A 12,193-nucleotide genomic window follows, 5' to 3' on the forward strand; every position below is an offset into this window, starting at 1 on the left:
GCATGGGGCTGTTCTTGCGGGCCTGTGGGCTGGACGCCGAAGATCGGCGGCCGTGGCGAGCGGCGTGGGCACGGGCCGGGCAGGCGGCCGGCCCGGTCGGTGCGGTCCGGGCGGAGAAGGCACAGCGCCGACTGGGGTGCACGCGGTCATCAACGCCCAGGGAGCGGTCGAGGCGCTCCCGGTGTACGTCGAACGCGACACTGACACCGCCGAGCCGCTTCGGCATTGGGAGCGTGCTACGTACGCCTTGCTTCTGCTGCTCCTTGTCGCATGAAGATGCGTATTCATGCCGTCAAGAACCGACGCGCAGGACGTGCTGGCGTCAGCGGATGTGAACACATGGCGCTCGACGTCGAACACGTATTTGGTAGAATCGTGAGTTGCGTAAGCGGGGCGTAGTGCATACTTCTGATCATCAAAAGCCTTATGGCGTCTCCACCGTATGGTAGTACTCAGACTGTAAGGGACGAAGATGTACAGTTGGGATGCAGAGATTTCGGTCAAGGCGTTTCTGCACCTGCCGTTTCGCACCCTGAGTGACGGTGGATTCGCCGGGTTGGTGTTCCTGCTCGCCCGTTCTGCCGATGCTCCGGAGTTGCAGCGGACGTTCTTCCGGAACTGGGCGGACATCGACGACCTCACCGGACGTTATTTGGGAGTGTTCACCCCCGCGCCCGGGCGCATCACACTGTCCTCAGAACGTGCAACGTGGTCTAGCTACGAGCCGCAGGTCCTACTGGTGGACGGCGTGCAGTGCGCCTCGAACAAGCGTAAATTGTACAGCTCTTCACGCGTGTCCCCATGGGCGGTCCGGATGGCCGCGGAGCGGCCCAAGGTACGCCGGCCCAAAGGGCAAACTTCCACCGCTGTCGCCACACCGACCCCACCAAGCCCCTTGCGTGAGCACCAAATAGCGCTCACCCGAGCTGTCACTCACATGCAGGAGTTCTTCGGCATACCGGAGTCCTTAGTGCCCTGCGTCGTGGTCGTCTCGCTGCAGGAGCGGACGGTATTCGCAATTCCGCTGGAGGAGGATTCCAGCGTGTATCAATTCCTCAAGAAGATCAAGACGAGAATCGAACCCGTGCTGCCGAGGATCAGGGAAAAGGAGTTGGAACTAGAGTCGGCGAAGGAGGCACGCGTCGCCAATCGCCGTGATATCGGCGCGCGGAGGGTGGCGGCCCAGGCGGTCACCAAGGACTGGGAGCGATACCGCGCTGAAATTGCGAAAGAGCTGGACGATGTCGCTGTCAGATGGGACGGTGAGGAGGCACGTCTTTGCCGGTGGATGGCAGCGCGGCTGCGCGCGGGGAAACCACTTGGCATCGCGGACCGCGCGCCCTCACGCACACTGCTGTACCTGCTGAACAGAGGTAAGGCGTCCGGCAGGCTCCCAAGGAGACTGCGGCGCGCCCTGGCCAAGATGACCGCCGGTTACCTCGAACAACAGCCCGCGGTGATACGGCTGGCAGATGCGAAGGCGGAAGGCTTGGGCATCGAGCAGAGAATCGGCCGGATCAAGGCCGAAATGGACAGCATCGGCGCGGAACTGCGTCTTGCTGATGCGGTGATCGCCGCAGCCCAAGATCTCAACCTGCGGCGGGAGGTTTCGACGGACCTGTTGCCGGAGCGGGATCTACAGTGGCCAATCAGAGTATTGTCGCGGCAACCTAGATCCCCCAGACCGACGATCAAACCTAGGCTCGGCTGATGACGGAGAAGGCACCGTCGGGCGGCCGCTACCTCTCCCTCCTCTTGGACCAGTTGGCCGACGAACGGGCACTCAAAGGGGCACTCGAACAGCGAGCTATCGTCGTCATATCAACCTCTGGCACCCTGGTCGCGATCGTTCTCGGCTTCGTCTCACTGGCCGCGCGTACGCAAGCCTATGCCGTGCCACAGCCGACGGTGCTGTTGCTCACATGTGCCTTCGGCGCACTCATCGCCGCCTCGATCACGGGTTTGCTCATCAACCTGCCGGTGCGTACATACGTGATCGACGACGCCGAACTGGTCAAGGCGGCCGATCAGCCCGACTGGCACATCGCCGACGAAGAGAGTTCGCGGGAGGAGTACCAGCTTCAAGCGAGCTTGCTGGTCAAACTGAGGCGGGTCAACAGGGTGCGCGTCAGGCTATTGTTCATCGCACTGCTGCTGGAGGTCCTGGCGCTGATCCTGATGGTCGCCAGCATTGTGGTCGCCCTTCGAACGCTTCCGTAGGCGGACTCACCCCGGCACAGGCGTCCCGCAGTGTAGGTCCGCGTGACACCGAGTGAGGTAGTGCCACCCTCGACTGGTGCAGGGACATGCGCGGGATGATCTTCGAACGATGCGGGCGGTGCGAATCATCTGTGCAGGTCAGAGCACGTAATCCAGCCGGACAGCTACCACTCTCCTAAGGAGGATGCCAGAGTGTCGCCCTGGCCATGGAACTGCTGGCCAGTGATCAGGGACGGTCAGTGCGCGGCACAGCCGAAGTCCGCCCCGCGATCTTGGCGGGCCACCTGGCGATGGTAGGCGACGTGGGCGATGTTGATCGTGTGCTGCGGAGCGAGGCGGAGACTGCCTCTGATCTGGCCGGCGACTTCGTCGCAGACAAGCAGATCGTCCGTGAGGGTGAGACCACCCCGATCGAAGAGGACGTGATCGTTCGGGCAAAGACAGAGGATGTTGCCGGGCTCGTCGGGGCCGCTATGCGGCTTGCCGACCGGACGGATGTGGGCTCCTTCGGCGTACGACCCGTTCGGAAGTCGAAGCTGTAGACCGCAGATTTGGCAGTGGTGTCCGTGTAAGTCCTTGATCTGCTGCGCAAGGACGGAATCGCGGATCACTCGCATCGTGGTGGACTGTCGGCGCTCCGGAATCGGGGTGCCCTCATTCAAGGGCACCTCAGCGTCCGGAACGGTCGACCGCCCCACCGTGGTGAGCAGCGCGTCGTGGTCGACACCCTGGAAGTACTTCGCCAGGAGGAGCAGCACGATCTGCGCGCGTACGTCCGCCTGCTTGGTCACGATGGTGTGGACCCACGGTCGCAGGCCGCCCGTCGGTGCGTGGTCGCGCATCCATTGCTGGGCAGAGCTCGTGCTGGCCGGTGGGACGTCGGACTCGTCCAGTTCCCAAAGGCCGTCGTGGAACAGCCTGAGCACAGGGAACTCGGGATTCGGCCGGTCGTCGGCATGGCCGAACTTTTCGATGAGCGAGGAGATCTCAGCACTTGTCCGCGCCCAGGTCTCCAGGCGCGGCTCCGTCTGTGCGGCTCGGCCTAACGCCCATAACAGCGTCAGTGGTTGATGCCGGCGGGGTTGGTCGGTCAGCTTGGACCTGTCGGTGCGGAGCGAATCGATCTTCAGGAGCAAGGTCTCGATCGTGTGCTCGCCGAGCGCCAGGCCGAGAGCGGAGACGTCGAATCCCAGGCGGATGAGATGGCGTGCCACGGTCTCCCTACCGCCGGAGAACTCCTCAGGCAGGAGCGGTCGCCCGGTGACTCCGCGGTGGGCGACGCCCGCGATGGCCTTCGAGTCGTAGCGACGACCCTCATGAACGAGGAAGTATCCGCGGGCCGGCCCGTACCCGTACGTCTCCAGGAACGCATCCCGGCCTATCCGGTCGTACTCCGCCATGGCGGCGAGGATCATTTCACGACGAAGATCGGAGAGTCCCACAGCGCAAGCTTATGGTCCGATTTATCCGACACGGGCTCAGATAGTGCGACAGGGTCACGGTGATCACAGCCGACGCCAAACACGAGGTCCCGGGCTCGGGGTCCTTCGACGCGATCACCGTGACGGTCGGCGCCTGGGAGTTCCGCCATCCACCGCACCCAGGCTGGCCTGGAGGAGGCGATGCTCGCGCGTATCGCCAAGGCCAGCGAGCCCTCATACACGAGGCTCCAGCAGCCCCGCGAGGAACTCCTGCGTCGCCGGATCGACCGAATACACAGTGGTGCCCATCATGCCGCGAGTCAGCAGCACCTTGTAGGTGTTGCGGATCAGCCGGTCCGCGTGTTCGTCGCTGACTCCCCTGCGCACCAGCTCTGGGTCCTTGCTGGCGCTGCGCACGGTGACCAGCTTGCCGTCGCGATAGACAAGGTCCGGGCCAAATATCACGCCATTCCAGTCGTACTCGAAGCCCTGGGCGGTGTAGACGCATCCCACCTGCTCGAACCCGCCGGGCGCGGTGGCCCACAAGGCGCTGGCCGGAGCGTTCCCTACGGCCCTGTCACCCTTGACGTTCCACGGCCGCGCCCAGTCACCGACTCGTACGTCCGCGACCAGGCTGTCATCCCCGTTCGGGGAACTCCAGGGCCAGCAGAATCCCGCCGTCATCCGCGCCGAATACCCTGCTTCCAGCCTGCTCCTCAACAGGGCCTCCAACTCGTATGGCGACTCGGCGAGGGAAACGGTGAAATGGTCGTCACCCGTCCATGCTTCCGGAGCGCCGCCGTCCAGGCCCAGCAGTCGCAGCACCCAGTCCTCGTACTTGCGGCTCCCGCCGCAGCGGAACTGCGCGTCCAGATCGACCTGGTGTACGGCAAGGCCGAGAGAATCGGCATGGGCCGTGATGTCAGCGACCCGCCCCATCTCCCCGGGCCGTACCACCTGATGCTCATCCAGCAGGAACACCGGCACCCGCGCCGCGGCGATCAACTCGTCCAACTGTGGCCGGCCCGACCGCTCGGCCGACCTGGTGAACCGGTTGGCCGAGGTCTCGCGAATACGGTGGGCCTCGTCGCAGATCAGTACATCCAGGTCGTTGGGCTTGGCGGTCATGAAGTTGTTGAAGTACTTGAACATCGCCTTCATCCGCGTCGATCCCCTGGCGACAACGCGCCTCATCGTCTCGGTGAAGGAGCGCGAACCGGTGGCATGCAGAGCCGAGTAGCCGCGATCGGAGAGCTCGCCCAGCAGGGACAGCGCGATGACGCTCTTGCCGGAGCCGGGTCCTCCCGTGATGATCACTACCTGCTTCGAGTTGTCCGCCCGTGCCTTCTCCACCGCGTGCAGGACCATTTCGTAGGCCAGACGCTGCTCGGCCAGCAGGACGAACTGGTCGCGGTTTTTGATCTCGCCCGCGGCGACCTTCAGCAGTTGCTTGGACGGGCGGATGGCGCTGGACAGCAGGCGATCGGCCGCCAGGGCCCCGGGCTCGGGCGCGAACTGAGCCTTGAGGTAGTCGACGAACTGGCCCCTACGTGTCTTGCTGAAGAGCCGGGTGCGCTCGTCCTCGACGTGGTCATAGAGATCGTGGATGTCCGGATCGCTAGCGTTGTGCAGGTAAGCAACCCCGCGCACCGCGTTCCTGTGCTGATCCAGGGCCCCGACGAAATCGGCCAGGTATTCGCAGTAGCCCCGCACCTGCACGACGGGGTGAAGCTTGGGCCGATCGCCCATGCCCGACACCAGGACAAGATCGGCGTCGTCCTCGTACAGCTCGGCCTGGCTCCACTGCTTGAGCTCGACGATCAGGTAGGAGTCGGCGCCCGTTCGCCGGTCGCGCCCGGCGAGGATGACGTCGGCCCGCTTGCTGGTTAATGGGAGTTGGTACTCGATGAGCATCTCGACGCCGCCAAGCCCGGCTTCGACCAGATCCCTGGCCAGGATCGGGATGCTCCGGTCCCAGGACTTGCGTTCACCCCTACCTGGATTGATCCCTTGGGTGGCGCGCAGGTTGTCCGCGATCACATCACTGAGGACGCGTTCGGGCACCGACTCGGACACCAGCTGGACCAGACTTTCCGCCGAATGCCGGAAAACGGCCACGGATCTACCCCCAGGCAGCACGAAAGACTCGTGCGGTATGGGGGCGTGTCCGCCATCAGAGCGGAAGCCCGTCGGGCCGCATCACCGATACGTCCTGAGATTACCGGGATCTTCACTAAATCCAGTCCCGATCAGCCGATCGAGAGCCTCCGATGCGCAACGGATCGCTGGGGTGGAGCGGAAGATCCGTGAACTGCAAACGCATGCCGAAGCCGGCTGGCTGCGAGCGGTGGGTACGGCGTCGACGTCGTGCTCGACTTCGCGGGCACCGACTCGACGCTCGACCTGTCCGCCAGGAGCCTTCGCGCCGACGGGGAGCTCGTGGTGGTCGGTAGCGGAGGCGGGCGGTTGAGTGTCCGGAAAACCGGGCCCGCTTCCCCAGGGCGGCGGTTCCCGCTCTCCGCCGCCCGCGAGGCGTTGGCCCGGCTGCGCGCCGGGCAGCTGAAGGGGTGAGCCGTGCTGGTCTCCGATTGACGTCGGCGGCGGAGGTGTCGTCGGCGGAGGTTCGCAACAAGTCCTGCCGGCGACGGACGCGCGACACAGTCCGGTGAGGAGCGCGGAGATCCTTCACCCCGCCCAGGCCTCCTCGCCGGTGGTGACCGGGCCGCCGGTCTTCACTGACGTCTCGATGGCGACGCTGATCAGGTGGTCCTGGCATGCCTCGGCGAGCGGGTACGGTGGCGGGCCCTCCTGGCGGGCCCAGGCGCCCGTGCGCTCGAGGATGTCCGCGACCGCGATGTCGTCGTCGGACCGGGCCGCGCCGGTGAACGGGTTGCGATAGATCACTCGCCCGTCGAAGCTGATGTGCTTGAGGTCACGCAACTCCAGGTTGAGGTCGATGCCGGTCTCCCGCCGGATCAGCCGGGACTCCACCGGCGTCACGGGGTCGATCAGCCGGACCACCCGGTCGTCGGCCAACTCGCCGATCGAGCCGCGCACCACGATGCGCCGCATGCGCAGGGGATTCCACCACTGGTTGTCGGTGAAGTCGTACAGGCCGATCCTGCCGCCGAAGTCGAGGGTGGCGATGGTCGTGGTCAGCCGTTGCGGCCTGTCGTCCCCGGTCCACCCGTCGGACCCGAGCGGGTCGGCGAGCGGTGCTTCGAACGCGCCGGCACGTACCTCGGCGGCCTCGAAGCCGATGCCGAGCAGGCCGCGGATGAGCGACACAGCGTGGTACAGGTGGGTCGAGGAGACTTGGACCGAGGTGGGCTCGCCGATGACGCCCTCCCGGACGAGTGCCAGCCGGGCCGCGTGTCCGGGCATCAGGAGGTATTGCTCGGCCACCTGGACCAGGCCGGTGCCGCCCACGTCCCGCCACAATGATCGCAGCCCGGCGAGGTCCGGCGCGGGTGGCGTCTCGGCGAGAACCGGCATCCCGTGCCCGGCCACCTCGCGGATCGCGTCCGGCATCGCGGCCCATGGCACCGCCGCGGCGATGTAGTCGGGCCGATCACGCCGGAGCAACTCGTCCACCGCGCGGAAGGCCGGCACGCCCCACTCGGCGGTGATCTCGCTGCCCCGATCCGCGCTGCGCGTCACGACGCCGCTGACCCTGAACCGGTCCGGCATGGCCGCGGCCAACCGCAGGAAGAACCGGGTCCGCCGCCCGCTGCCGATCGCCCCGAACGTCGTTGTCATGAAAGCCAGACCTCCTTGGGAGCCGGAGCGATCTCCTGCCGGAGCGACTCCGGAATCGCGTACTCGGCACGCTCTATTGTCCCGAGCCCATCAGCGGAGGGCCGCCTACCGGTGGCCGCGCAGGCCGGCCGCCCCGCGGGAGGAGCGCCGCCGAGCGGCATGGCCTCGTGATCAGGTTGCCGACGCCAGGCGGGCCGTCTGCCGTGATGATGCGCACCCGCTTGTACGGGGAGCGAACGGCTCTTATCCTGGCTTCCGCACCACGACATCGAGAAGATCGAAGGTGGGCCGTGAGCCCGCGTTCCCTGGATCCGGAAGAGCCCGAGCGGATAGGCGACTATCGGCTGAGCGGCGTGCTGGGCGAGGGCGGGCAGGGCGTGGTGTACCTCGGGGAAGCGCCGTCGGGCGCCCACGTCGCGATCAAGATGTTGCACCACAGGGCGGCGATCGACGCCGCAAGCCGTCGCCGGTTCCTGCGCGAGGCTGACACCGCCCGCCGGCTCGCCCCCTTCTGCACCGCCCGCGTGCTGGACGTGGGCGTGCTCCATGGCCGCCCCTACGTGGTCAGCGAGTACATCCCCGGCGGGTCCCTGGCCGAGGCGGTCGCCACCGATGGCCCGCGTACCGGCAGCGGACTGCACCGGCTGGCGGTCGCCACGCTGACGGCCCTGGCCGCGATCCACCGGGCAGGGGTCGTGCACCGCGACTTCAAGCCCGGCAACGTGATCCTCGGCCCCGAGGGTCCGGTGGTCATCGACTTCGGCATCGCCAGCACCGTGGAGCACACCACGACCGCGGCCGGAGTCATGGGCACCCCCGCCTACCTCGCCCCCGAGCAGTTCACCGGGCAGCCGCCCAGCGGGGCGTCGGACATGTTCAGCTGGGCCTGCACGATGGCGTTCGCCGCCACGGGGCGTCGCGCCTTCGGCGGCGCGACGATTCCCGAGCTCATGTTCGCCATCACGGCCGGCGACCCCGACCTGTCCGGCGTGCCGGGCGAGCTCCGCCCGCTGCTGGCCGCCTGCCTGGACAAGGACCCCGGCGCCCGGCCCACCGCCGCCGACCTGCTGCGCAGCCTCACGGGGAACGATCCAGACGTTGCCGGCCGCGCATCCTCGGCGGACACGCGAACCGTAACGGACGCCTCGCCGCCGGGGCGAGAGCCGTCCACCTCGATCCCCGCGAAGTCGCGGCGGTGGATCGCGGGAGTCGCGGCCGGTCTTACGGCGCTGCTTGTCGCGGGCGTGATCCTCATGGTGCAGCGTGAGGCGCCGGCGAGCGGCACGCTTCTCTACAGCGACGACTTCGGCGATCGGGGTAACTGGGACGGCTACACCTTCAGCCCCGACGCCGAAGGCGACAACCGCACCATGCGCGGCTACGAGATCGACCGGGGCGTCTTCTCGCTCATGGCCGACAAGAGCTACCCCAGCAATGCGGCCCTCTCCCCCGTGCCCGCCAAGAATGCGTCCACTGTCGAACGCCAGGTGATGATCGGCGTGACGGCCCAGGTGCAGGAGGGCTCGACGGGCCGGGCAAGCTTCGGGCTCCTGTGCCGCTGGGACGAAGACGTGCCCAATGGGTACGCGTTCCTGCTCGGGCTCGACGGCGTCGCACGCGTTATCAGAAACGCTCAAGGGACCAATCTCGATGTAACGCCTCCCGTACAGGCCCAGGCGCCACGAGCCGGGCAGAAGGTCCGCATCCAGGCCGCCTGCCGGCAGGCCGACGCGGGAACCCGCCTGACGCTGTGGATCGACGGAACCCAGACGATCGACGTCGTCGACTCGGAGACGCTTCCCGACAGCGCGACCAGTCAGGTCGGCCTGGCCGCGCGGGTGCCGGAGGCCGGAGGCGGGGTCATCACCGTGTCGTTCGACGACTTCACCCTCCACCGGCCCCAGTGAAGGGTGCCAACACCAGGCCCAAGGCGCCTGGCGTGGCGGGGTTGAAGCCTCTCGTGAGCAGCCAGAGTGCGAGTGCCTCTTCGACCAGGTCGGCCGGAAGGTCCGCCCACGCTCCGGAACTGGGCACTGCAAACCCTCGGATACTCCGCCTCCTTTCAGGGACGGCCCCACGGCGCCGAGCGGTACTTCGACGAGGCGGCCACCGTCGACGTCCCTGAAGGCTCGCTCTCGGCCAACAAGGCCGTCCAGGCGCAGACGGCATTCCGCCGCGGCCACCGAGGCCGAGTCCTCTCCTCACTCAGGGGCGAACCTGGACCGCAAGGCTCGACTGGGCCCGCGGGTGCCGCCGGAAACGACGGCAAGAGCGCCTACGAGATCGCCCTAGAAAACGGCTTCACCGGAACCGAAGCTGAATTCCTTGCCTCGCTCAAGGGCGCAGACGGGAAAGACGGCAAGGACGGCGCTCCCGGCATCAGGTCCACGCGCATAATCAGGGCAGAGTTCCAGAACCACTACGGAGGGTTCTACGGTGCAACCCTTCAGTGTGCCGATGGCGAGGTAGTTATCGGCGGTGGTCAGCATATCTGGTGGCATCCGTCTCCTGGCACTATCACCACAGTTAACGGACCAGTACGGAGCGATGGAACACCCAGCACAAGGGATTGGACTGTCCGAATCAAGATCCCTGAGGGAGGAACCATCCAAACCGGTGCGCTCGCCTTCGTGATCTGTGCTCCGTCTGCGTAGTTCGAATAGCAGCGGCAGCTTTAATTGGAAGAGTTCATGCTAGTCAGGGGCCGATTTCTCAATGAGATCGGCCCTCATCGTTCTTTCCTCCCAGGCCTCCGGAAGACGCAGCTCTGGACGTGATCTTTAAACTGCGCAGTGTTGCACTGTCACGGTATGGTCCTGTTTGACGGTCTTTCCGACATCGTGTCCGCTACGAGCGGCGCACACCAGGCCGATCCCCCATGAACGACCGGTACGCAAAAGCTCTATCGGATACCAAACCGATGCAGGAACGTTCCATCGGTATCTTAATGCCATCAATATAATTGATTTGGATTATGTCCCCCACCCCAGGAGTATCCCTGTGCGTACCCGATCTCTGCTGACGGCCGCCATGCTGGCCGCTGGGGTGGTCGTCGTCTCCCAGCCCGCCTACGCGGCGGGCCCGGCCATTCAAATCACCAAGATCTACTACGACTCGCCCGGCTCGCCAGACTTCGGCGCGAACAGCAGCCTGAACGGCGAATACGCACAGATCAAGAACACGACCAAGAAGGCTGTCAGCCTCAAGGGGTGGACCCTCCGCGACAAGACGAACCGGTCGGATCACGTCTACACATTCGGCGCATTCACCCTCGGAGCCGGGAAGACGGTCACCGTGCGGACCGGCAAAGGTAAGAACACCACCACCACGCGCTACTGGGGCAGGAGCGGGGGGACCTTCGCCTACATCTGGAACCAGGCCAGGGACACCGCGTACCTGCGGAACCCGTCTGGCACGCTGGTGGACTCCTGCTCGTACAACTCGACGCGGGACGACTACAAGATCTGCTGACCTCGACCGGACATGCAAACGGCCCCCGGCAGGTGCCGGTATCGCGTTCAGGGCTTGGCGAGCCCAAGGCCGCGCCCAGGTGGACCAGCCCACGCCAGCTGACTGACGGCTGCCGACGGGGCTATCGTCCTTGGCCATGACTGAGTCCACCTACCTGCATGCCACTCAAGTGGCCTACGACACCGTCGCTGGCGACTACGCCGAGCTACTCCGCGACGAACTGGTGAGCAAGCCGCTCGATCGCGCCATGCTGGCCGCGTTCGCCGAAGTCGTACAGGCATCGGGCGCCAAGGAAGTCGCGGACCTCGGCTGCGGCCCCGGCCGCATCACTGCCCACCTGCAGTCTCTCGGGGTGAACGCTTTCGGCATCGACCTGTCGCCGGAGATGGTCGCAGTCGCCCGCCGAGACCATCCGGATCTGCGGTTCGAAGAGGGATCGATGACCGCCTTGGACCTGGCGGACGAGGCTGTTGGCGGCGCCGTCGCCTGGTACTCGACCGTCCACACCCCGCCAGAGGTGTTGCCGACGGTCTTCACCGAGATTCATCGGGTGCTGACCCCGGGCGGTCATCTGCTGATTGCGTTCAAGGTCGGTGATGAGCGTCGCCACGCGAACCAAGGCTATGGCCATCGATATCTACTGGATGCCCTCTGAGCACATCGCTGAACTCCTGAGCGATGCCGGGCTTGTCCTGGACGCTCAGCTGATCCGCGAGCCTGACGAGAGCGAGAAGCCCCGATCGGGCCGGCAAGCCTTCTTCCTGGCCCACAAGCCCTACGAGTCCTAGCCCACCGCGACTTGGCGGCGGTACCGGCCGGGCGCCACAGCAGCACTGGTCTCCACAGCCGTAGGACCATGATCTGGGGATATGACTGAGGTGATCTTGAGGGTGTTTTCCCAGGTCATTGCTGCCGTGAGGCCTTTGAAGCGCCCACGTCCGGGATGCTCTCGCGGGCTGGCGTCGGCACCATCTGACACTTCAGACCAATCCTGACGATTCGGTTGCTGCGGTAGGTGGGGGGACGTCCAATGGCCTCATGTCTTGGTCTCAAACCTGATCGTCGCACCCAAGGAGTCACGTATGACCCGGGAGCAAGTGGAACAGGCGTTACGCCGAGCCGAGGAGCTCACCGATCAAGCCAGGCCCGGTCTCGACCGCGCGGTCGCCCTCATGGCGCAGAACATCTGGACCGGCCCGGCCGCTCAACGCTTCGCCGACGAACTGACCTCTCAGCGCCAAGCCCTGCTCGGGGCATGCGCCGGTGCGGTAGACGAACTCTGGGCGCTGTTAGCCCGTACGCCAGCGGACAGCCCCGGCTAG

Annotated in this window: 12 protein-coding genes; 8 read left to right on the forward strand and 4 right to left on the reverse strand. The window is 65.9% G+C overall.

Annotated features, from left to right (window positions below; genetic code table 11):
* Positions 1-472 precede the first annotated feature (472 nt).
* Both ACTWPT_RS06435 and ACTWPT_RS06440 read left to right on the forward strand, forming a co-directional pair.
* Positions 473-1,711 carry a hypothetical protein gene (locus ACTWPT_RS06435; RefSeq protein ID WP_443176313.1) on the forward strand — a complete coding sequence of 413 codons (1,239 nt, stop codon included), beginning with the start codon at positions 473-475 and terminating at the stop codon, positions 1,709-1,711.
* On the forward strand, positions 1,711-2,220 hold the full coding sequence (locus ACTWPT_RS06440; protein WP_443176314.1) for a hypothetical protein: 510 nt from the start codon (positions 1,711-1,713) through the stop codon (positions 2,218-2,220). The genes ACTWPT_RS06435 and ACTWPT_RS06440 overlap by 1 nt, the downstream gene beginning before the upstream one ends.
* A gap of 236 nt (positions 2,221-2,456) precedes the next feature.
* On the opposite strand, the gene ACTWPT_RS06445 is transcribed toward ACTWPT_RS06440, so the two are convergent.
* On the reverse strand, positions 2,457-3,662 hold the full coding sequence (locus tag ACTWPT_RS06445) for an HNH endonuclease (RefSeq protein ID WP_443176315.1): 1,206 nt from the start codon (positions 3,660-3,662) through the stop codon (positions 2,457-2,459).
* A 213-nt stretch (positions 3,663-3,875) separates the two neighbouring features.
* Positions 3,876-5,717 carry a DNA/RNA helicase domain-containing protein gene (locus ACTWPT_RS06450; RefSeq protein WP_443176316.1) on the reverse strand — a complete coding sequence of 614 codons (1,842 nt, stop codon included), beginning with the start codon at positions 5,715-5,717 and terminating at the stop codon, positions 3,876-3,878.
* A 258-nt stretch (positions 5,718-5,975) separates the two neighbouring features.
* Between ACTWPT_RS06450 and ACTWPT_RS06455 the strand changes: the two genes are divergently transcribed.
* Positions 5,976-6,212: a hypothetical protein gene (locus tag ACTWPT_RS06455; protein ID WP_443176650.1), complete on the forward strand. Its 237-nt coding sequence runs from the start codon at positions 5,976-5,978 to the stop codon at positions 6,210-6,212.
* 114 nt (positions 6,213-6,326) lie between these two features.
* Here the strand turns inward: ACTWPT_RS06455 and ACTWPT_RS06460 are convergent, their stop codons facing one another.
* Positions 6,327-7,400, reverse strand: a complete 1,074-nt coding sequence (locus tag ACTWPT_RS06460) for a Gfo/Idh/MocA family protein (protein WP_443176317.1) — start codon at positions 7,398-7,400, stop codon at positions 6,327-6,329.
* 290 nt (positions 7,401-7,690) lie between these two features.
* Here ACTWPT_RS06460 and ACTWPT_RS06465 point away from each other — a divergent pair, with 290 nt between their 5' ends.
* A complete protein-coding gene (locus ACTWPT_RS06465; RefSeq protein ID WP_443176318.1) occupies positions 7,691-9,307 on the forward strand; it encodes a serine/threonine-protein kinase in 1,617 nt (538 codons plus the stop codon).
* Between the two features lie 381 nt (positions 9,308-9,688).
* Here ACTWPT_RS06465 and ACTWPT_RS06470 read toward each other — a convergent pair whose 3' ends face one another.
* Entirely contained in the window at positions 9,689-9,889 is a 201-nt protein-coding gene (locus tag ACTWPT_RS06470; protein WP_443176319.1) for a hypothetical protein, read from the reverse strand.
* 511 nt (positions 9,890-10,400) lie between these two features.
* Between ACTWPT_RS06470 and ACTWPT_RS06475 the strand changes: the two genes are divergently transcribed.
* The 4 genes from ACTWPT_RS06475 to ACTWPT_RS06490 all read left to right on the forward strand — a co-directional run bounded on the left by ACTWPT_RS06475 (position 10,401) and on the right by ACTWPT_RS06490 (position 12,193).
* Positions 10,401-10,871 carry a lamin tail domain-containing protein gene (locus ACTWPT_RS06475; protein ID WP_305925567.1) on the forward strand — a complete coding sequence of 157 codons (471 nt, stop codon included), beginning with the start codon at positions 10,401-10,403 and terminating at the stop codon, positions 10,869-10,871.
* Positions 10,872-11,007: 136 nt separating this feature from the next.
* The gene (locus ACTWPT_RS06480) at positions 11,008-11,526 is read left to right on the forward strand and encodes a class I SAM-dependent methyltransferase (protein ID WP_443176320.1); all 519 of its coding nucleotides are present in this window, start codon (positions 11,008-11,010) and stop codon (positions 11,524-11,526) included.
* The gene (locus ACTWPT_RS06485) at positions 11,516-11,659 is read left to right on the forward strand and encodes a hypothetical protein (protein WP_443176321.1); all 144 of its coding nucleotides are present in this window, start codon (positions 11,516-11,518) and stop codon (positions 11,657-11,659) included. Before ACTWPT_RS06480 ends, ACTWPT_RS06485 begins: the two co-directional genes overlap by 11 nt.
* A gap of 294 nt (positions 11,660-11,953) precedes the next feature.
* The gene (locus tag ACTWPT_RS06490) at positions 11,954-12,193 is read left to right on the forward strand and encodes a hypothetical protein (protein ID WP_443176322.1); all 240 of its coding nucleotides are present in this window, start codon (positions 11,954-11,956) and stop codon (positions 12,191-12,193) included.

This window comes from Nonomuraea sp. 3N208 (genome assembly GCF_052245935.1).
Taxonomy (GTDB): Bacteria; Actinomycetota; Actinomycetes; order Streptosporangiales; family Streptosporangiaceae; genus Nonomuraea.

Excerpts from the sequence above, each read along its gene's own strand:
- ACTWPT_RS06435 (WP_443176313.1), top strand. The coding sequence starts at position 473 with ATGTACAGTTGGGATGCAGAGATTTCGGTCAAGGCGTTTCTGCACCTG.
- ACTWPT_RS06440 (WP_443176314.1), top strand. The coding sequence starts at position 1,711 with ATGACGGAGAAGGCACCGTCGGGCGGCCGCTACCTCTCCCTCCTCTTG.
- ACTWPT_RS06460 (WP_443176317.1), bottom strand. The coding sequence starts at position 7,400 with ATGACAACGACGTTCGGGGCGATCGGCAGCGGGCGGCGGACCCGGTTC.
- ACTWPT_RS06470 (WP_443176319.1), bottom strand. The coding sequence starts at position 9,889 with ATGCTGACCACCGCCGATAACTACCTCGCCATCGGCACACTGAAGGGT.
- ACTWPT_RS06480 (WP_443176320.1), top strand. The coding sequence starts at position 11,008 with ATGACTGAGTCCACCTACCTGCATGCCACTCAAGTGGCCTACGACACC.
- ACTWPT_RS06485 (WP_443176321.1), top strand. The coding sequence starts at position 11,516 with ATGCCCTCTGAGCACATCGCTGAACTCCTGAGCGATGCCGGGCTTGTC.
- ACTWPT_RS06490 (WP_443176322.1), top strand. The coding sequence starts at position 11,954 with ATGACCCGGGAGCAAGTGGAACAGGCGTTACGCCGAGCCGAGGAGCTC.